Annotated in this window: 23 protein-coding genes; 4 read left to right on the forward strand and 19 right to left on the reverse strand. The window is 67.3% G+C overall.

Annotation, left to right across the window (positions count from 1 at the left end):
* Nucleotides 1–2 precede the first annotated feature (2 nt).
* The 9 genes from YP76_RS22700 to atpD are packed head-to-tail and all read right to left on the reverse strand — an operon-like array spanning nucleotide 3 to nucleotide 6,388.
* Nucleotides 3–851, reverse strand: coding sequence for a F0F1 ATP synthase subunit gamma (locus YP76_RS22700; RefSeq protein ID WP_021245233.1), 849 nt, complete (start codon nucleotides 849–851; stop codon nucleotides 3–5).
* Nucleotides 848–2,380 carry a F0F1 ATP synthase subunit alpha gene (locus YP76_RS22705; RefSeq protein WP_306303067.1) on the reverse strand — a complete coding sequence of 511 codons (1,533 nt, stop codon included), beginning with the start codon at nucleotides 2,378–2,380 and terminating at the stop codon, nucleotides 848–850. Before YP76_RS22705 ends, YP76_RS22700 begins: the two co-directional genes overlap by 4 nt.
* Entirely contained in the window at nucleotides 2,352–3,101 is a 750-nt protein-coding gene (locus YP76_RS22710) for a F0F1 ATP synthase subunit B family protein (protein ID WP_021245231.1), read from the reverse strand. The genes YP76_RS22705 and YP76_RS22710 overlap by 29 nt, the downstream gene beginning before the upstream one ends.
* A 1-nt stretch (nucleotide 3,102) precedes the next feature.
* Nucleotides 3,103–3,345, reverse strand: a complete 243-nt coding sequence (locus tag YP76_RS22715; RefSeq protein WP_017501321.1) for a F0F1 ATP synthase subunit C — start codon at nucleotides 3,343–3,345, stop codon at nucleotides 3,103–3,105.
* Nucleotides 3,342–4,043, reverse strand: a complete 702-nt coding sequence (locus YP76_RS22720; protein WP_025546733.1) for a F0F1 ATP synthase subunit A — start codon at nucleotides 4,041–4,043, stop codon at nucleotides 3,342–3,344. The genes YP76_RS22715 and YP76_RS22720 overlap by 4 nt, the downstream gene beginning before the upstream one ends.
* A complete protein-coding gene (locus YP76_RS22725) occupies nucleotides 4,040–4,306 on the reverse strand; it encodes an ATP synthase subunit I (RefSeq protein WP_017501319.1) in 267 nt (88 codons plus the stop codon). Before YP76_RS22725 ends, YP76_RS22720 begins: the two co-directional genes overlap by 4 nt.
* Entirely contained in the window at nucleotides 4,303–4,578 is a 276-nt protein-coding gene (locus tag YP76_RS22730) for an AtpZ/AtpI family protein (protein ID WP_021245229.1), read from the reverse strand. The genes YP76_RS22725 and YP76_RS22730 overlap by 4 nt, the downstream gene beginning before the upstream one ends.
* Nucleotides 4,575–4,985 (reverse strand): F0F1 ATP synthase subunit epsilon, encoded by a 411-nt coding sequence (locus YP76_RS22735; protein WP_017501317.1) that lies wholly within the window; start codon nucleotides 4,983–4,985, stop codon nucleotides 4,575–4,577. The genes YP76_RS22730 and YP76_RS22735 overlap by 4 nt, the downstream gene beginning before the upstream one ends.
* Complete coding sequence (gene atpD, locus YP76_RS22740) at nucleotides 4,982–6,388, reverse strand: F0F1 ATP synthase subunit beta (RefSeq protein ID WP_438943869.1); 1,407 nt, start codon at nucleotides 6,386–6,388, stop codon at nucleotides 4,982–4,984. Before atpD ends, YP76_RS22735 begins: the two co-directional genes overlap by 4 nt.
* A gap of 281 nt (nucleotides 6,389–6,669) precedes the next feature.
* Here atpD and YP76_RS22745 point away from each other — a divergent pair, with 281 nt between their 5' ends.
* Nucleotides 6,670–7,089 (forward strand): hypothetical protein, encoded by a 420-nt coding sequence (locus YP76_RS22745; protein WP_017501314.1) that lies wholly within the window; start codon nucleotides 6,670–6,672, stop codon nucleotides 7,087–7,089.
* A 27-nt stretch (nucleotides 7,090–7,116) separates the two neighbouring features.
* Here YP76_RS22745 and fabI read toward each other — a convergent pair whose 3' ends face one another.
* The 10 genes from fabI to copC all read right to left on the reverse strand — a co-directional run bounded on the left by fabI (nucleotide 7,117) and on the right by copC (nucleotide 17,523).
* Nucleotides 7,117–7,890 carry an enoyl-ACP reductase FabI gene (gene fabI, locus YP76_RS22750; protein ID WP_021245226.1) on the reverse strand — a complete coding sequence of 258 codons (774 nt, stop codon included), beginning with the start codon at nucleotides 7,888–7,890 and terminating at the stop codon, nucleotides 7,117–7,119.
* Nucleotides 7,887–9,077 carry an acetate/propionate family kinase gene (locus YP76_RS22755; RefSeq protein WP_031291181.1) on the reverse strand — a complete coding sequence of 397 codons (1,191 nt, stop codon included), beginning with the start codon at nucleotides 9,075–9,077 and terminating at the stop codon, nucleotides 7,887–7,889. Before YP76_RS22755 ends, fabI begins: the two co-directional genes overlap by 4 nt.
* Entirely contained in the window at nucleotides 9,070–10,497 is a 1,428-nt protein-coding gene (locus tag YP76_RS22760) for a bifunctional enoyl-CoA hydratase/phosphate acetyltransferase (protein ID WP_021245224.1), read from the reverse strand. Before YP76_RS22760 ends, YP76_RS22755 begins: the two co-directional genes overlap by 8 nt.
* 3 nt (nucleotides 10,498–10,500) lie before the next feature.
* Complete coding sequence (locus YP76_RS22765) at nucleotides 10,501–12,222, reverse strand: PHA/PHB synthase family protein (protein WP_021245223.1); 1,722 nt, start codon at nucleotides 12,220–12,222, stop codon at nucleotides 10,501–10,503.
* A 188-nt stretch (nucleotides 12,223–12,410) separates the two neighbouring features.
* On the reverse strand, nucleotides 12,411–12,632 hold the full coding sequence (locus YP76_RS27985; protein ID WP_017501310.1) for a hypothetical protein: 222 nt from the start codon (nucleotides 12,630–12,632) through the stop codon (nucleotides 12,411–12,413).
* Entirely contained in the window at nucleotides 12,626–13,024 is a 399-nt protein-coding gene (gene cueR, locus YP76_RS22770; protein WP_007406402.1) for a Cu(I)-responsive transcriptional regulator, read from the reverse strand. The genes YP76_RS27985 and cueR overlap by 7 nt, the downstream gene beginning before the upstream one ends.
* A complete protein-coding gene (locus YP76_RS22775) occupies nucleotides 13,021–15,378 on the reverse strand; it encodes a heavy metal translocating P-type ATPase (RefSeq protein WP_021245221.1) in 2,358 nt (785 codons plus the stop codon). Before YP76_RS22775 ends, cueR begins: the two co-directional genes overlap by 4 nt.
* Nucleotides 15,379–15,485: 107 nt before the next feature.
* Nucleotides 15,486–16,160 carry a class I SAM-dependent methyltransferase gene (locus tag YP76_RS22780; protein WP_017501308.1) on the reverse strand — a complete coding sequence of 225 codons (675 nt, stop codon included), beginning with the start codon at nucleotides 16,158–16,160 and terminating at the stop codon, nucleotides 15,486–15,488.
* A 36-nt stretch (nucleotides 16,161–16,196) separates the two neighbouring features.
* The gene (gene copD / locus YP76_RS22785) at nucleotides 16,197–17,141 is read right to left on the reverse strand and encodes a copper homeostasis membrane protein CopD (protein WP_007406374.1); all 945 of its coding nucleotides are present in this window, start codon (nucleotides 17,139–17,141) and stop codon (nucleotides 16,197–16,199) included.
* A gap of 4 nt (nucleotides 17,142–17,145) precedes the next feature.
* Complete coding sequence (gene copC / locus YP76_RS22790) at nucleotides 17,146–17,523, reverse strand: copper homeostasis periplasmic binding protein CopC (protein WP_007406420.1); 378 nt, start codon at nucleotides 17,521–17,523, stop codon at nucleotides 17,146–17,148.
* A gap of 132 nt (nucleotides 17,524–17,655) precedes the next feature.
* Between copC and YP76_RS22795 the strand changes: the two genes are divergently transcribed.
* The 3 genes from YP76_RS22795 to YP76_RS22805 are packed head-to-tail and all read left to right on the forward strand — an operon-like array spanning nucleotide 17,656 to nucleotide 18,928.
* Nucleotides 17,656–17,928, forward strand: coding sequence for a hypothetical protein (locus YP76_RS22795; RefSeq protein ID WP_007406394.1), 273 nt, complete (start codon nucleotides 17,656–17,658; stop codon nucleotides 17,926–17,928).
* Nucleotides 17,928–18,365 carry a periplasmic heavy metal sensor gene (locus tag YP76_RS22800; protein WP_025550099.1) on the forward strand — a complete coding sequence of 146 codons (438 nt, stop codon included), beginning with the start codon at nucleotides 17,928–17,930 and terminating at the stop codon, nucleotides 18,363–18,365. The genes YP76_RS22795 and YP76_RS22800 overlap by 1 nt, the downstream gene beginning before the upstream one ends.
* The gene (locus YP76_RS22805) at nucleotides 18,362–18,928 is read left to right on the forward strand and encodes an RNA polymerase sigma factor (protein ID WP_046765847.1); all 567 of its coding nucleotides are present in this window, start codon (nucleotides 18,362–18,364) and stop codon (nucleotides 18,926–18,928) included. Before YP76_RS22800 ends, YP76_RS22805 begins: the two co-directional genes overlap by 4 nt.

Consider the following 18,928-nt stretch of genomic DNA (forward strand, 5'->3'; position numbering starts at 1 on the left):
ATTCATTCTCGCCGATGTCGCCCGCCGCTCAGTTCGACGACTTCACTGGTGATCTGATCCTGACGCGTGAGGCGCTCCTCGAGGCGCAGGGCCTCGCCCTTGCGATCGATGTGGCTGCGGGCGGTCGCCATGGTGCGCAGCCGTGCCTCATTCTCGGCGACGAACGTCTCGACCGCAGCCGCGCAGATGTGGGCGAAGACATATTCCGCGGTCAGGTCGCCGATAAGGTCCGCCGCGTTGATATTGACGAGCGGCGGCAAATCCGCCGTGGACGCGGGGAAAGTGTCGAGGTCGAGCGGCAGGAGGCTCGCGCGCACGATCGAGACGCCCTTGCCGCTGCTCCAGACCGGATAAGCCATGGTGATGGGCACCGCGCCGACCTCGTCCAGATAGTCGTACAGCGCGTCGATGATGCTTGTCGCGAGTGCGGGCAGCGCATCGGCCTTGCTCGGCATGCTCGCGCTCCATGCGATGCGCAGACCGCGCTCGGCCGCAAGCGTGGCCGTGCGCGCGCCAATCAGAAGAATATGCCTGTCCTGCATGTCGGCCGCGGCGCCGTCGAGCAGCTGCTCCGGAAAGGCCCCGGCAAAGCCTTGCTCCGCACCGAACAGGATAAGGCCGCCTCTCGCACCACCGACCGCCCGCGCCGGAAAACGCGCCAGTGGCTCGTCAAGGCGGCGCGCCTGGCCAATGGCGGTGCGGGCGGTCTCCGCATAGCGTCGCACCGCAGGCAGCAGCGCGCGCGCCTGATGCGCCCGCTGCGCGGCGATGCCCTGCATGGCGTTGACCACCGCACCGAGCTGGCGGACGGTCTCGATCCGCTGGCCGATCTCGGCGAGGCGATCGCTCATGATGCAGAACCGGCCGGCTGGCTTTCGATCAGCGCTTTCACCGTCGTCATCAGAGCGGACCGCTGCGCGGTGTCGATCTGTCCAGTCCGCTCGATCTGCGCGCATAGATCGGGGACGTGATCGTCGATCCAGGCGGGCAGCCGCGTGCGGAGCGACGATATCTCCGAGACCGCCATGCCATCGAGCAACCCTTCGCCGAGCGCCACGACCAGCGCCACCTGGTCGACGACCCGTAGTGGACTCGACAGCGGTTGCACGAGCAAGGCGCGCAAGCGCTTGCCGCGTTCGATCTGGGCGCGGACACGCGGCTCGGGCTGCTCGCCGAAGCGGGTGAACATCTCGAGCTCGAGGAACTGCGCATAGTCGAGGCGCATGGTCCCGCTCGCGTCGCGCAGGACGCGAAGCTGCGTCTTGCCGCCGACCCGGCTCACGCTCGTGCCCACATCGATGGCGGGCTTGTGCCCCTGCGCGAACAGCTTCGCGTCGAGAATAATCTGACCGTCGGTGATCGAGATCAGATTGGTCGGGATATAGGCGCTGACGTTGCCGGCATCGGTCTCCGCGATCGGCAGAGCCGTGAGCGAACCGCCCCCCTTCTCCGTCGAGAGACGCGCCGCACGTTCGAGCAGGCGGGAATGGAGGAAAAAGACGTCGCCGGGATAGGCCTCGCGCCCGGGCGGCTGTCCGGTCAGCAGGGCGATCTCGCGATGGGTCGCGGCATGCTTGGTGAGATCGTCGAGCACCACCACCGCATGGCCGCCACCATCCCGAAAATACTCGGCCATCGTGAAGCCCGCGAACGGCGCGATCCATTGCAGCCCCGGCGCCGCGGCGGGGCTCGCCACGACGAAGATGGTGCGGTCCGGCGCGCCATGCCGCCGCACCTGGTCGACCACGCGCGCGACCGCCGAGCTTTTCTGGCCGATCGCGACATAGACGCAGATCATGTCGCTGGTGCGCTGGTTGATGATCGTGTCGACCGCGAGCGCCGTCTTGCCTGTGGCGCGGTCGCCGAGAATGAGTTCGCGCTGCCCCCGGCCGATGGCGAACATCGCATCGATTGCGAGCGTGCCGGTCTGCACCGGCTGGACGACGAGGTCGCGTTCGATGATCGCCGGCGCCGGCCGTTCGACAGGATCGAAGCGCCTGGCCCGGATCGGCGCGCCCCCATCGAGCGGACGGCCGAGCGGATCGACGACTCGGCCAAGCAATGCCTCGCCAACCGGCACGCGCACCACCTCGCCCGAGCCGGTTACGGTGTCTCCTGCCTCCACCTGGGCGGCATCGTCGAGCAGCACGCAGCCGATCCGGTCCCGGTCGAGCGTGTGGACGAATCCGGTCTGGCCCCGGGCGAAATAGAGCAATTCGTCGAGGCGCGCGTCCGGAAGGCCCGAGACCATGGCAACGCCGTCGCCGATCGATTCCACCCGGCCAATTGCATCGACACGCGGCCCGAGATTGGCGCGCGTGATGCAGCTCTGGGCCTGCGTCAGCCAGTCTTCAGGCGATCCGGGCATGATCGTCTTCATTGAGGCTCTCAACCATGGCGTCGAGATCGGCGCGCCAGCTGTTGCGCACGACGGCGTGGGGCGTGCGAAGCTCCGCGCCGGCGATGAGATCTGGATCGACTGCGAAGATCGGGGTCGCGGTATCCGGCAGGATTTCGCCAAGCGCGCGCGCTACCTGCGTCTGCAGATCGGCCGTCAGCGGCGCGGGCGTCGCGACGGTGACGGGCCCGGCGGCCGCCAGGCTGCGGCGATCCGCCTCGGAAAGGTCTCCGAGCCGCGCCTTGAGCGCGTCGACCATGGCCTGCACCGTCTGCTCGGGCGGGAGACGAGCGAGCAACGTGCCTGCCATCGAGGCGGCGAGGTTCGCTGCCTTTTCCCGCCACTGCGCCGCCACCCGCCCGCGTTCGGCATCGATCGCCGCATGGCCTTGCTCGACGACGGCGTCCGCCTCGAGCCTGGCCTGCGCGAGGAGGCGCTGGCGCTCCGCTTCGGCCTCGGTCCGGATCTCGGCGCGGCGAGCCGCCGCATCCGCGACGAAGCCGTCATTCTGCGTTTTGAGCGCCTGCGCTTCGGCCTGTGCCCGGTCCTTTGCCTCCCGCGCTTCGTCGAGCAGCGCCTGGGCCGATGCCTGGCGGGCAGCGATGGCATCCATCACCGGACGGAACAGGAAGCGTCCGAGCAGCCACACGAGGATGAGGACATTGACCGCCTGCAGCGCGAGCGTCCACCAGTCGATCCGCATGTCAGGCGAACGGGTTGGCGAAGAGCAGCAGCAGCGCGATCACGAGGCAGTAGATCGCCATCGTCTCGATCATCGCGAGGCCCACGAACAGCGTGCGCGAGACGGTGTTGGCGGCTTCGGGCTGGCGCGCGATCGCGTCCATCGCGGCGGCGACGGCCCTGCCCTGCCCGAGCGCCGGGGCGATTGCGCCGATCGAGATCGCGAAAGCGGCTCCGAGGATGCTGGCGAGATGGATCCAGTTCATGCGGGGGACTCCTGTTTGGATGGCGGGCGGGCGCCGTTCTCGCTGATAGCGCTCCCGATAAAGACCATGGCGAGCGCGCCGAAAATGTAGGCCTGGACCGCGCCGGTCAGCATTTCGAGCGCCATGAGCGGGATCGGGACGAGCAGCCCGGCGAGGCTCAGCACGACGCCGATCATGAAGACGCCGCTCATGACGTTGCCGAACAGGCGCACCATCAGCGAGAAGCTGCGGGTGAAGAGCTCGACGATATTGAGCGGGGCGAGCAGGATCGAGGGGCGCGCGAAGGTCGCGAGATAGGCCCTGGGCCCGAGCGCGCGGACGCCGAACCAGAGCGTCGCGCCGAAGACGATCAGCGCCAGCGCCGCGTCGGTTTCGAGGGTCGCGGTCGGCGGCTCGACGCCGGGGATCAGCGACGACCAGTTGGCGACCAGCAGGAACAGGAACAGCGTGCCGATCAGCGGCAGATAACGCTGCGGTTCCGCCTCCATCGTCTCGCGGATCTGGCCGGCGACGGTCTCGACGACCAGCTCGAGCGCCGCTTGGGCTCGGGTTGGGCGTAACGCAAGGCGGCGGGTCAGCAGCCAGCTTCCGATTGTAAGGAAGGCCATGATGCCCCAGGTCGTGGCGACCGGCTGGCTGATCGGCACCGGACCGATCGGGAACAGCACATGGCTTTCAAGTGGTGACGCGAATTTCATCGGGCGCCTCCGAGCCGGTGGAGCATGATCTGGCGCCCGCCCATGAAGCCGGTTGTAGCGGCAAGAAGCGCCGGCCACCCTTGCCGGCTGGCGATGACGAGAACCAGAATAGTGACGGCGAGACGCCCGAGCCTGAGCAGGATCGCGCGCGATGCCGGGCCGCCATGGGTGACGAGGTCGGCTTCTCTGGCGATGGCCGCGAAATGGGCGAGGCCGACCGCAAATCCGAGGGCCAGGAACAGGATGGGGGAGAGCTGGCTCATTGCCGGTGCATCCAGCGCCAGCCCGACCAGCAGCCGAGGGCGAGCCCGACGAGCAGGAGCGGCGCGGTCCAGAAGATGCCGCTATCCAGCCGGTGGTCGAGCCAGCGGCCGATCGCGAGACCGACCAGCGCGGGCAGGACGATCTGCCAGCCGAGCACGCCGATCTGGCCGAGATTGCGGGCGACGGAAGGAAGCCGCTGCGCAAGCCGCCGCCGTTCCGCGCGGGTCCGGATGGCTTCGACGATCGGCTGCTCGGGCTTGTCCGCGGTCACAGACCAAGCTCCCGGCCACCACCCTGCAGGGCCTCGACCATATGGCGGATCGCCTGCATCCTGAGTTTCGCCGACGCGGTCCGTTCGGATCGTTCGCCCTCGTCGCGCTCGCGGTAGCGCGCGAGCACGTCATGCTCGAGCGTTCCGAGGTCATCGCCGACATGGCCTTCGCGCGTCGCGACCGCGACCTCCGTGCCGTGGCTCACGGTCAGAATGCCGTTGCGCACCGCGCAATAGCCGGGAGCGCCATCGAGGCCCCGCCAGGAGACGATCGAGACGCCAAGCGCGGTCAGGAAATCGGCGTGGCCCGACAGGATGCCGAAACTGCCGCTGGCATCCTCGGCGCGAACCGACCTGACGTCCGTGTCGACGAGGATCGCGGTCGGATCGGTGATCCGCAGCTTCATGCGCCCTCCCCCACGCGAGAGCGTGCCTCTTCAATATCGCCCACCATGTAGAAGGCGCTCTCGGGCCAGTCGTCGGTCTCGCCGGCCAGGATGGCCGCGACGCCCTGCAGCGTATCGGCCAGCGCCACAGAACGGCCGGCTTGCCCGGTGAAGGCCTGGGTCACCATGAAGGGCTGGGTCAGGAAGCGCTGCAGCCGCCGCGCCCTGCCGACGATCAGCCGATCCTCGCGGCCCAGTTCCTCGATACCGAGCAGCGAGATGATGTCCTGAAGCTCGCGATAATGCGCGATCGTCTCCCGGACCTGCTGGGCGAGCGCGTAATGATGATCGCCCACGACCTGCGGATCGAGCAGGATCGACGACGATCCCAGCGGATCGACCGCGGGATAGATGCCTTCGGCCGCCATGGCGCGCGAGAGCAGAATGGAACTGTCGAGATGGGCGGAGATGGCGGTGACCGCAGGGTCGGTGAAATCGTCGGCGGGCACATAGACCGCCTCGATCGCGGTCACCGCCGCCCCATGCACCGAGGCGATGCGCTCCTGCAGCGCGGCCACTTCGCTGGCCAGCGTCGGCTGGTAGCCGACGCGCGAAGGCATGCGTCCGAGCAGGCCGGAGACTTCGCTGCCGGCCTGGACGAAGCGGAACACATTATCCATGAGCAGCAGGACATTGCGCTTCTGCTCGTCGCGGAAATGTTCGGCGATGGTGAGCGCGGTCAGCCCTACCCGCCAGCGCGCGCCCGGCGGCTCGTTCATCTGCCCGAAAACGAGCACGGTCTTGTCGATCACGCCCGAGCCGCGCATGTCCGTGAGCAGCTCATGGCCCTCGCGCGATCGCTCGCCGATGCCGGCAAAGACGGAAACACCTTCATAGCGCGCGACCATCGCGTTGATGAGTTCCATCACCAGCACGGTCTTCCCCACCCCCGCGCCCCCGAACATTGCCGCCTTGCCACCCTGGGCGAGCGGCGCGAGCAGATCGATGACCTTGATGCCAGTCTCGAACATCGCCGTCGCCGCGCTCTGCTCGTCGAGCGGCGGGGGGGCGCGGTGAATGGGCCTCAATGGGACATCCGGCCCAAGCGGCGCGCCGCCGTCACCCACCTGCCCGGTCGGCGTAAGGAGCCGCCCCAGAACCTTGTCTCCGACCGGGACCGCGATGGGGGCGCCCAAGGCCATCACGCCGACATTCCGAGCGAGACCGGAGGTCGGCTGAAGCGCGACGGCGCGGACGGTGCGGTCATCGATATGGCTCTGCACTTCCGCGACCAGCGGGCCTGACGACGCATCGACGCGCAGCGCTTCATTGACCGCGGGCAGCGGCCCTTCGTCGAACTCGACGTCGAGGACGGGACCGCGCAGCGCCGCAATCCGGCCGAGCCTGGCTATGGACGGTATCACGCCCATGCCGGTTGCCGGGTCAGACCATAATCATGCCCGACCGTGCCGCGATCATGACGGGACGGGTAGAAGTCGCTGCCCGCGGGCACGACATGGACGACAAGCCAAAAGTGCATTGGCTGAGCGTCGCAGGCAAGCCGCAGATTCGGCATACGTAGAGTTACCGATTCTCTCTGATTCAGCCTCGCCGAATAACGGCGGCGCGACGCGATGGGCCTCAGGCCAGGGCGCTATGCCCGATATGCCAGAGCTCAAACGCGAAGAGAAAGGTTCACCGTTTCATGCCCTATCCCGTTGATCAACTCGCCGCGCTCGCCAAAGCGAATGTCGGCCTGATGCTGAAGCTCGCCGAAGTCGCCCGGAAAGGTGGCGAAGAGTCGCTCGAGGTCGGCAACCGCGCCGCCGGCCGCTTCGCCGAAGAGGCGCGTGCCTCGATTGCGGGCGCGACGGACAAGACGTCGGACGCCGGCGCGGTCAGCCCGGCCGGACCGCGGGCACTGTTCGAGGACATGGCCACGGTCCGCGAGCATATGATTGCCGGCACAAGATCGGCGTTCGAGGAATGGCAGCAGGCCTGGCAGGCCGTCGCGAGCGCTCCGACGGCTCCCGGGGCGCTGGATGCCTTTGCTGCCATTGTCGGACCATGGTTCGGGCAGAAAAGCCCGGGCGACGGCGAGAAGCAGGCCACCAGCGACAAATAGGATAGCCCCCGATCGCGGCGAGCCGCCCTAGCCGAGCAGGTGCTGACCGCCATCGACCGGAATGATCGTGCCGGTGATATGGCGGCCGGCATCGCTCACCAGAAAGGCGGCGAGCCCTCCGACATCCTCGATGGTCACGAGCTGGTGCTGCGGGACCGTCGCCGCGGCCCGTTCGAGCAGCTCGTCGAAGCGGTCGATGCCGCTGGCAGCGCGGGTCGCGATCGGGCCTGGCGAGATCGCATGGGCGCGAATGCCCTTGGGGCCAAGCTCAGCCGCGACATAGCGGGTCGCGCTTTCGAGGGCCGCTTTGACCGGCCCCATCAGGTTGTAGTGCTCGACCACCCGCTCCGACCCGTAGAAGGTGACGCACAGCAGGCAGCCGCCATCCGACATCAGCGGCTCGGCGAGACGCGCCATGCGCAGGAAGCTGTGGCACGAGACGTCCATCGCCAGCGCGAGGCCTTCGGCCGAGCTGTCGACGACGCGGCCGTGCAAATCCTCCTTCGGCGCGAAAGCGATCGAGTGAAGCAGGAAATCGAGGCCGCCCCATTCGGACTTCACCCGCTCGAACAGGGCCTCCAGTTCGCCCGGCACCCGGACATCGCACGCGGCGAGCCATTCGACTCCCAGGGTCTCCGCGACGGGCGCCACGAACGGCTCGGCCTTTCCGTTGAGATAGGTCGCCGCCAGTCTCGCGCCACAGTCGTGAAAGGCCTGGGCGCAACCCGCCGCGATGCTATGCGCGTTGGCGATACCGATCACCAGGCCGCGCTTGCCAGTAAGATCGACGAGAGGTTTCATGCTTTCGGCTCCTCACGCAGCAGATCGGCGGTGTGGATGGCGATCATCCTTTCCTCATCGGTCGGGATGACGCGGACGGCGACACGGCTGGACGGCGCGCTGATGACTGCATCTCCTCGGAGGTTCGCGTCCGCGTCGAGGTCCACGCCGAGCCAGCCGAGCCGACCGGCGACGCGGGCGCGAATTTCAGGCGAATTCTCGCCGATCCCGGCAGTGAACACGAATGTGTCGAGACCCCCGAGCGAGGACGCGAGAGCGCCGGCCTGGCGCGCGATCTGCCAGACGAAGAGCTCGATCGCTTCCCCAGCGGCGGGCGTTTCGCTGCCGAGAAGCGCGCGCATGTCGCTGGAGACGCCGGACACGCCCAAAAGGCCGGACTCACTGTAGAGGAGATGCTCGACTTCACGCGCCGTCATGCCCCTCTGCTGGAAAAGATAGAGCACCGCGCCCGGGTCGAGCGCGCCGCAGCGCGTACCCATCACCAGCCCGTCGAGCGCGGTGAACCCCATCGTCGTGTCGATGCTGCGCCCCCCGGCCATCGCGCAAAGGCTGGCCCCGTTGCCGAGATGCGCGGCGATCGTGCGGCCACCGCCTGTATCGGGATCGATCGAACGCAGCTGCCGCGCGATATATTCGTAGGAGATGCCGTGAAAACCGTAGCGCCGCATGCCCTCTTCGCCAAGCGCGCGCGGCAGCGCGAGGCGCGTCGCGATCGGGGGCTGGCCATGATGGAAGCCGGTGTCGAAGCAGGCGACTTGCAGCACAGCGGGGCGCAGCCTGGAGACGGCGCGGACCGCGGCGAGATTATGGGGCTGATGCAATGGCGCCAGTGGGCAAAGCGCCTCGAGCGCGGCGAGGAGTGGCGCGTCGACCCGCGCCGGCGCTGAATAGTCGGTGCCGCCATGAACGATCCGATGGCCGACCGCGATCAGATCGTCGCCGACCGAGGCTTCGATCTCCCGCAGCAAATCCTCGAGCAGCGTCTCGTGCGTGATCGTGCCGTCTTTCGTCCAGCGCCGCTCGGCAAGGACATCCCCCTTCGCATCGCGCGCGATCAGGTGCGGCTCAAGGCCGATATTCTCGATCTTGCCGCTCGCCAGCAAAGAGGGCTCATCAGTGCCCGGCTCGGCGTAGAGCGCGAACTTAAGGCTCGACGAACCGGCGTTGAGGCACAGGATTTCAGCCATCGCGGCGCTGTCCCGCAACGCCGGGAGCCGCCTTGGTCGCAGCCCGCGCCAGCAGCACCGCGAGCGCGCAGGAGGCGAGGCGCGTGCGCACGCTGTCTGCCCGGCTGGTGAGGATGATCGGAGCGCGCGCGCCGAGCACCACGCCTGCGGCATCGGCGCCGCCCAGGAAGGTCAGCTGCTTTGCGAGCATGTTGCCGGCCTCCAGATCGGGCACCAGCAGGATGTCCGCCTGGCCGGCGACCGGCGAGACGATACTTTTCTCGCGCACGGCCGCCTCGCTGATCGCATTATCGAGGGCGAGCGGGCCATCGAGCAGCGCGCCTTCGATCTGGCCCCGGTCCGCCATCTTGCAGAGCGCCGCGGCATCCAATGTGGTGCGCATTTTCGGATTGACCGTTTCGACGGCGGCGAGGATCGCGACCCTGGGCTGTTCGATCCCGATCACATGGGCAAGGTCGATCGCGTTGCGCGCGATGTCGGCCTTGTCCTCAAGCGTCGGCTCGATGTTGATCGCGGCGTCGGTGATGATGAGCGGGCGCGGATAGCCGGGCACGTCCATCACATAGGCGTGGCTGATCCTGCGTTCGGTCCGAAGGCCCGTGTCGGACGATACGACCGCGCCCATGAGCTCGTCAGTATGAAGCGAGCCCTTCATCAGCAGCGCGGCTTCGCCGGCCCGCACGCGCGCGACGGCTTCGGCGGCGGCGGCGTGGCTGTGCGGGACGTCGATCACCCGGAAGGCCGCAATATCGACACCGGCGTCCTTCGCCGCATTCGTCATACGCGCCGCAGGGCCGATGAGAATCGGAACGACGATGCCGGCGTCGGCGGCCTCAGCCACTGCGCGCATGGCGTCGGCGCTGCACGGATGGACCACGGCCGTGACGCACGCAGATCCGTCCTTGGCGCGCGCCATCAACTGGCGGAAGCGGTCGTGGCTGGCGATCCGCACGTCGGGAAGCGGCATGCGGGGCCGGCTGACTTTCTCGGTGGGCGCCTTGACCTCGGCCTGGCCGCTGATGACGGTCTCGCCCTTCTGGTTCACACAGGTGCAGTCGAGAACGATGACATGATGCTCGGCGCGCTTCTGCGCGACGGTGACGCAGGCCGTGATGGTGTCGCCGACGCCCACCGGGCGGGTGAAGCGAAGCGATTGGCCGAGATAGATCGCACCGGGCCCTGGCAGCTCGGTTCCCAGGATCGCCGAGATGAGCCCCGCGCCCCACATGCCATGAGCGATGACCCTGTGGAACATGTCCGTTTCGGCATAGACAGGGTCGAGATGCGCCGGATTCACGTCGCCTGACACCGCCGCGAAGAGCTGGATGTCGTCGGCGGTCAGCGTGCGGGTGAGGCTGGCCGTATCGCCGACGGCGATCTCGTCGAACGTGCGGTTCTCGATGAGGTTGGCGGCGGCCATGGCTCAGCGCTCCAGCACGTAGCGCCCGGGGGCATCACCGAGCGGCGGATAGTTCCGTTCGGGCGCGCCCATCGCCGGTGGGGCCGCCGCCTCGCCCGAGTGCGATCCAAGCCATGAACTCCATTCCGGCCACCACGACCCTTCGCGCACCTCGGCCCGCTCCAGCCAGGCATCGGGACCTGGCGCCGGGCCATCCTGCATCCGTGTCGCGATGCGATAATGGCGATGAGGATGCCCGGGCTCGGAGACGATCCCGGCATTGTGGCCACCGCTCGTCAGCACGAAGCGGATCTCCGCGCCCGTCAGCATGTGGAGCTTGTGGGTCGAGCGCCACGGCGCGACATGGTCGGTTTCCGTGCCCACCATGAAGATCGGCATGCGCAGCCCCGAGAGCGAGACCGGGTGGCCGCCGGCCTCGTAGCGCCCTTCGGACAGGTCATTGTCGAGGAACAGGCGCCGAAGATATTGCGCGTGCATGGCATAGGGCATGCGGGTGCCGTCGGCGTTCCATGCCATGAGGTCGGTCATCGGCTCGCGCTCGCCCATGAGATAGGTCGAGAGGATGCGCGACCAGAGCAGATCGTTGGACCGCAGCATCTGGAAGGCGCCGCCCATATGGCTGCTGTCGAGAAAGCCGCGCGCCCACATCATCGCATCGATCAGGTTGATCTCCGCCTCGTCGATGAACAGACCAAGTTCGCCCGGCTCGCTGAACTCGGTCTGGGCGGCGAACAGCGTGACGCTCGCCAGACGCTCATCTTCATCGCGCGCCATCGCGGCCGCGGTGATGGCGAGCAGCGTGCCGCCGATACAATAGCCGGCCGCGTGGATCTTCTCGGTGCCGGTAATCGCCTGGATGACATCAACGGCGGCCATCGGCCCAAGCAGGCGATAATCCTCCATGTCGAGATCGCGGTCGGCGCTGTCGGGATTGTGCCAGGAGATGCAGAACACGGTGTAGCCCTGCCCTACCAGCCAGCGGATGAGCGAATTTTCCGGCGACAGGTCGAGGATGTAATATTTCATGATCCATGCCGGCACGATCAATATCGGCTCCGGACGCACCGTCTCGGTTGCGGGCGCATATTGGATCAGTTCCATGACCCTGTTGCGAAACACGACCTTGCCAGCCGTGGCTGCGACCTTCTCGCCGACCCGATAGGCCTCCGTGCCCGCTGCGGGCTCCCCGCGTACCAGGCGTTCCAGGTCGTCGCAAAAAAATCGCGCACCCTCGACAAGGCATTGTCCTCCGGTTTCGAGGATGCGCTGCTGGAGCACGGGGTTGGTCGGGATGAAATTGGTCGGGGACACCATGTCGAGCATCTGGCGGGTCGCGAACTCGACGATCGCTTCGTGGTGCCCGGTGACGCCGCTCACGCCGGTCGTCGCGGCATGCCACCATTGCTGCTGGAGCAGGAAGGCCTGCTCGATCAGGTCGAACGGATGGCGCTTCCAGGCTGCGTCGGCGAAGCGCCGATCCTGGGGCAGCGGATCGATCGCCGGCTCGGGATCGCTGCCGGATGCGCTGCGCATGGCATAGTCGGCGAGCCGCATCAGCTTGCGCCCGCCCTTGGCGGCGAGCTGCAGCTGCCTGCCTGGCGAGCAGAGAATGTGCGTCCACCAGTCGGAAAAAGACTGCGCCAAAGTGGCGGGCGACTGGCCTGAAGTCAGCTGCGCGATGGCGGCGAAGCTCGACCGATCCAGCGTCGTGGCCAGACCGTCCAACGGGTCAGGGATATTGCTTCGACTCTGCACATTTTCGCTCCTGCTGCGGTGCAACAAGCCCTGAAGCGCAGGAAGCCTCTGCGCACTCCGTAGTCCTACGGAGGGATTGCCTCGCATATGCCAGCCCCAGAAGTCAGAGCTCAGCACGACATTGCTGTATGAAAAGCGGCCAAATACGATCAGGAGGCTCAGTGCGGTCGCACGGGCGAGCCAGCTATCCCGCCGAACCAGTCCCGCAATACCGGCGAAAGGGTCTGCGGGTTGCCGCCGATATGGCGAAGATCCTCCGCCAGCAGTGGCGGGCGGACTGCGAGGAAATATATCGCGAGGCCCGTCGTGAGAATGCCAAGTGCGATCAGCACCCCGGCCGCCAGAGCGGGTCTGGTCCGAGAGGCGGCCGGCGCTAACATTTTCTGTCGAGACTCAGTTCGGCGATGATGGGACAATCTGGCCGCTCGTCGCCATGACAGCGCTCGGCGAGATCGACGAGGGTCTCGCGCAGGGTCGTCAGCGCTTCGGCCTTGCGCTGCAATTCCTCCGCCCGCGCCAACGCGACCCGCTTTACATCGGCGCTGCTGCGGCCCGTGTCGGCCCACAGGCCGAGCAGGGTCCGGATCTCCTCGATCGGAAAACCGAGATCGCGGGCATTGGCGATGAACCGCAGGCGATGGAGGTCACTCTCGCCATAGTCGCGATAACCCGCTCCCCGGCGCGGCGGCGCCGGGATGAGGCCGATCTTCTCATAATGGCGGATCATCCGCTCCGAGACCCCGCTTTGCTTCGACGCCTCCCCGATGTTCACAGCGCTTTCCGGTTGAGGCGCAGCGCGTTGGTGACCACGCTGACCGAGGAGAGCGCCATGGCGGCGGCCGCGATGATCGGCGAGAGCAGGATGCCGAACAGCGGATAGAGCGCGCCCGCCGCCACCGGCACCCCGGCGACATTGTAGATGAAGGCGAAGACCAGGTTCTGGCGAATGTTGGACATGGTCGCCTGGCTCAGCCGCCGTGCCCGCACGATGCCCATGAGATCGCCCTTGAGCAGCGTCACGCCCGCGCTCTCGATCGCGACGTCGGTGCCCGAGCCCATGGCAATACCGACATCGGCGGCAGCCAGTGCGGGGGCGTCGTTGACCCCGTCGCCGGCCATCGCCACCACGCGCCCCTCGCTTTTCAACCGCGCGACGACGGCACTCTTCTGGTCGGGCAGTACCTCGGCTTCGACATCGTCAATGCCGAGCCGCCTTGCCACCGCCTCTGCTGTGGTGCGGTTGTCGCCGGTCAACATCACCACGCGAATGCCTTCGGCCTTGAGTGCGGCCAGGGCCTCCGGCGTCGTCTGCTTCACGGGATCGGCGATTGCAAAGGCGCCGCCGACGGTGCCGTCGACGCCGATGAAGATCGCGGTGGCGCCATCCCGGCGCAGGGCGTCGGCCTGCTCCGCCAGCGCGTCGGTTGCTATGCCCTCTTCCGAGAGGAACCGCGCATTACCGAGCACGATCCGGCGGCCGTCGACGGTGCCGAGCGCGCCGCGTCCGGTGGGGGAATCGAAGTCGGTGACGTCGCTCGTGGGGATGCCGCGATCCTTGGCGGCCTCGACGATCGCCAGCGCGAGCGGATGCTCGGAGGCCCGCTCGACCGAGGCGGCAAGCCGCAGCAGTTCGGCTTCGTCGAAGCCGGGCGCCGGCACGATCTGGGTGACGGCAGGCCGGCCTTCGGTCAGCGTGCCGGTCTTGTCGACGACGAGCGTGTCGACTTTTTCCATATGCTCGAGCGCTTCGGCATTCTTGATGAGGACGCCGAGCCCGGCGCCGCGGCCAACCCCGACCATGATCGACATCGGCGTGGCGAGACCCAGTGCGCAGGGACAGGCGATGATCAGCACGGCGACCGCCGCAACCAGCCCGTAGGCGAAGCGCGGCTCGGGGCCCCAGATGCCCCAGGCGATGAACGCGACCACCGCGACCGCGATGACCACGGGCACGAACCAGCCCGACACCTGATCGGCCATGCGCTGGATCGGCGCGCGCGAGCGCTGCGCCTCGGCGACCATCTGGACGATGCGCGCCAGCATGGTGTCCCGGCCAACCTTGTCGGCGACGATAACGAGCGCGCCGGTCTGGTTGAGCGTGCCGCCGATCACCGTGTCGGCCTTGGCCTTGGTGACGGGCATGGACTCACCGGTGACCATCGACTCGTCGAGCGAGGAACGGCCGTCCTCGACCACGCCATCGACCGGCACCTTCTCGCCAGGACGCACACGCAGGCGGTCGCCGACCGCAACGAGATCGAGGCTGATTTCCTCTTCACTGCCATCGGAACCGATCCGGCGCGCGGTCTTTGGCGCAAGGTTAAGCAGCGCCTTGATCGCGCCCGAGGTCCGCTCGCGCGCGCGCAGTTCGAGCATCTGGCCGAGCAGCACGAGGACAGTGATCACCGCGGCCGCCTCGAAATAGACGGCAACCATGCCGTCCTCTCCGCGGAAGGCGGGCGGGAACAGCTGGGGCGCGAGCGTCGCGACGACGCTGTAGATCCAGGCGACCCCGGTCCCCATCGCGATCAGGGTGAACATGTTGAGGTTGCGGGTCTTGAGCGAGGCCCAGCCACGCTCGAAGAAGGGCCAGCCCGCCCAGAGCACGACGGGTGTCGCCAGCACGAACTGGATCCATACCGAGATCGACATCGGCACGAGGCGATGGATCGCGGGAAAGAGATGCGCGCCCATCTCGAGGATCAGCACCGGGAGGGCCAGCATCAGGCCGACCCGGAAGCGCCGTGTGAAATCGACCAGCTCATGGCTGGGGCCGCTGTCGGCAGTCACGGTCGCGGGCTCGAGCGCCATGCCGCAGATCGGACAGGACCCGGGATGGTCCTGCCGAATCTCGGGATGCATAGGGCAGGTCCAGATCGTGCCTTCTGGCACCGCGACTGGCGGTGCCGGCGGGCCGAGATAGCGCTCGGGATCGGCGATGAATTTTGCCCGGCAGCCCGCGCTGCAGAAATGATAGCTTTCACCGCCATGCTCGGCATGGTGCGCAGTGATCGCAGGATCGACGGTCATGCCGCAGACCGGGTCCTTGACGCCAGCCGCTGGTTTCGCAGCGCCGTGGCTGCCGCAGCAACCGCCGCCATGCGCCGCTCCATGTGTCTCGTTCATCGCCTTGCTCCTTTCGACGCCTGACGATCTAGGGTCTGACACCGTGTCAGGGTCAATACGTAATCGCCTAAGCGGACAAATCGGCGGGCCCGTTCGCCTGGCCGCCATCAGCCAAGGTCATTGGCAACCGTAAGGCCGTGGTCCTGCGCCGGTCGATGCGCCGTAAACAAGTCGATCGCGCCGGTGATGGTCAAAAGCCGAAACGTCTCGGCCACATGCCTGAAGCCGGCCGCCGCGATCAGGCCGGGGAGCACGCCGTCGGCATTGGGCCGGGTATCATCGATGCCATCGAGCCGCTGCACGGTCAGGCGGAAGGCAAGCCGCATGAAACCCTGCTGGCGGCCATAATCGGCGATCACCAGGCGCCCACCCGGGCGCAGCATGGCGAACATGGCGCGCAGGGTTGCCGCCTTCTCCCTGACCGGCATCTGATGCAGCACGAGACTCGACACGACAGCGTCGGCGGTACCCGGGGCCACGTCCCTGGCAAATCCCTGACGCCAGTCGATATCGGCCCGCCGCACAGCGGCCTTGTGCCGCGCGATGTCGAGCGCCTCGGCATCGGGATCGAGACCGATCACCTGCGTCCTGGGCTCGGCTTGCTTGAGCATCAGCGCGAAGCTGCCGGTGCCACAGCCGACGTCGACGACCGTCTCACCGGCTTTGGGCGCCAGGGCGGCGAGCATGGCGGCACGCCACCGCTTCTCCCGCGTCCACAGGCGGATCGCGCGATCATAGTCTTTCGTCGATCCGGTCCCGAGCGGCGGGGTGTAGGATTGCATTGGCTTCTCCCAACGCGAGGCGTCCGAAACGATAAGCTACATCGACATGGGCGGCGATAGTGTCCCCAGCCAGGCGACGAGCCCGAGAATGACGATCGCAAGACCGCCTTCGACGACGAGGCTCGCGCGCAGCAGCGCCTGCGCCCGTGGCGCGTCCTCTTCCTCGATCGCCTGCGCAAGTGCCGGGGTCAGGCGATAACGGTTGAGCGCGGCCAGGCCCAGCATGCCGGCGAACAGCAGCAGCTTGGCGATGAGCAGCAGGCCGTAGGTCGACTGCCCGAGCGAGGCGATGTTGCCCGGACCGACGAGGAACCAGCCGTTCACCGTCCCGGTCAGGATCAGCAGGGCGACGATGATCGTGCCGACGAGGGAGAAGCCCCGCAACGCTTCCTCGGCGAGCGTGACCCGGTCCATGTCTTGAGCGGCGAGATCGTCGGTTGCGAGCCTGGGAAGTACCAGCGCGAGGAATGCGGCAAGCGCGCCGACCCAGGCGCCGGCGGCGAGCAGATGGATGAGATCGGCCCCCAGTTGCAGCCAGCCCGCCTCGCCTTCGCCAGCCGCGCCATGCCCACTCCAGGCGAGGGTCGCGAGTGCGACCGCGCCTGCCAGAGTGGAGGCGATGAAGGCAGGACGGGATTGCCGGCGATAGAAGGGGATGGAGAGCAGAAGAACGAGGAGCGCGACGAGGCGCGCCTTCAGCGCCGTTCCCATGGACGTGCCGTTGAACAGCTCTGCGACCATGGAAAGATCAGGCTGGGTGAGCGGCAGCCCGGTCATGGCCGCTGCCTGCAACGCGAACCCCAGCGCCGACAGCAGGAGGGCGAGACAGGCGAGACCGGCCACCATTGCTACCATCGGCAGATGCCGCTGTACCATCCGGCCGCCGCCGGGCGCATAGAGCGCGAACAGCGGCAGGCCGAACAACAGGCCGAGATCGACGTAGAGCGCCCAGCGGACGGCGACGAGTGCCACGTCGTTCATGGCGTCACTTGACGGTAAAGGCGAGATTGCCCTGGATGCGGTGCGTGTCGGTCGAGACGACGTGCCAGGCGACCTGATAGCTGCCCGCCATGAGCGGCTTGGCGAGCGTCAGCACGAGCGTCTTGTCGCCTTCGACGGACGTCTTGAAGCCGGTTACCGCCATGCGGTGGTTGGGCATGCCGGGCATGCCGGTCATCACGATCTCGGCGCCCGACAGCTTCGGCATCAGACCTTCACTGAAGGTGAGCGTTATACGCGACGGCGCCGGGACGCTGGCGTTGGCGGCGGGCGTCGAGGACACGAGCTTGGGATGGGCGTAGGCCGGAGCCGAAACACTCAGGCCGACGGCGGCGATGGCTGCGAGCGGCGAAAAGAAGCGCATTTGGACATTCTCCTGTCAGTGACATGAGAGAATACGCAGCCGCGACCTGCACCCCTCGCAATTTTCTTTTTGTTCCCGGACAAGGGTTGCCGGACCATCCTGCGTATTGAGAAGTGAAGACGGAGAAACATCATGGACCACCTCGACGACATGCTCAGCCGGTTGCGGGAAGCGCCGCTCGATCCCCGGCTTGCCGGGCTGGACAGCCGCGTCATGGCCGAGATCGCCCGGCTCCAGGCCATGCCCCGCCTGAGCGCCACGACATTCGGTATCGCCGCGGCAGCAGCCTTGTTCCTGGGAATTGCCGGCTCGGCCGTGCCTGTGCGGTCGACCGAAGCCGGGCCGATATCGCCCTTTGACGCGCGGCTCGCGCTCGCTCCTTCGACGCTGCTGAGTTCACAATGATGCGCGACCGCCGGCTCCTGCTCCTCGTCCTGCTGACCTTTGCCGCGGCGATCGCCGGTGTGGTCATCGGCCGCGTCTATGTGGTTCCGGTGCGCCCGGTCGAAAATGAGTTGCACGACCTGCTCCATCGCGATCTGAAGCTGGACACCGCGCAACATAGCCGTCTCGAGACGATCGAGAAGAACTATGCGATCCGGCGTCAGGCACTGGAGGCCGAACTGCGCGCCGATAACGCGCGGCTCGCCGAGGCGATCGAGGCGGAGCATGGCTATGGTCCTCGGGTTGCAGGGGCGGTGGATCGCTCGCACCAGGCGATGGGCGCGCTGCAGAAGGAAACACTCGAGCATATCTTCGCGATGCGGGCCGTGCTGCGCCCGGATCAGACGGACAAGTTCGACGACGCCGTGGTGAAAGCGCTGACGGCCAAGTCCAAATGACCGCGTGCCTCCCCGACTGCTCGGACGGGGAGCTCGCGGCTCTGGCGCTTGGAGGCCGGCAAGCGGCCTATGGCGAGCTGGTCCGCCGGCATCAGGGCTGGGTGCACCGCCTCGTGCGCAGCCATGTCGGGAACCGCGACGAAGCGCTCGACGTGACCCAGGCGAGCTTCGTCGCCGCCTTCGCCGCACTCAACCGCTATGACGCTGCGCGACCTTTTCCGGTCTGGATGTCGCGGATCGTCATCAACAAATGCCATGACTGGCGCCGCCGCCGCGCGGTCCGCAACTTCTTCTCCCACGCGCTGGCGCTGGGGGAAGCCGAACATGTCGTCGACGAGGCGCCACTACCCGACCAGGCGATCGGCGCCGAGCAGCAGCTGGCAGAGGCCATGAAAGCGATCGCCGCCCTGCCCGCATCGCTCAAGGACACGCTCGTCTTGCGGACGATCGATGAGAAATCGGAAGCCGAAACCGCCGAGATTCTCGGCATCAGCCAGAAGGCAGTCGAGACCCGCCTCTACCGCGCCCGCGCACGCCTCGCGGAAATGTTGAAGAAAGTTTGA

This window comes from Sphingobium chungbukense, from assembly GCF_001005725.1.
GTDB classification, from domain to species: domain Bacteria; phylum Pseudomonadota; class Alphaproteobacteria; order Sphingomonadales; family Sphingomonadaceae; genus Sphingobium; species Sphingobium chungbukense.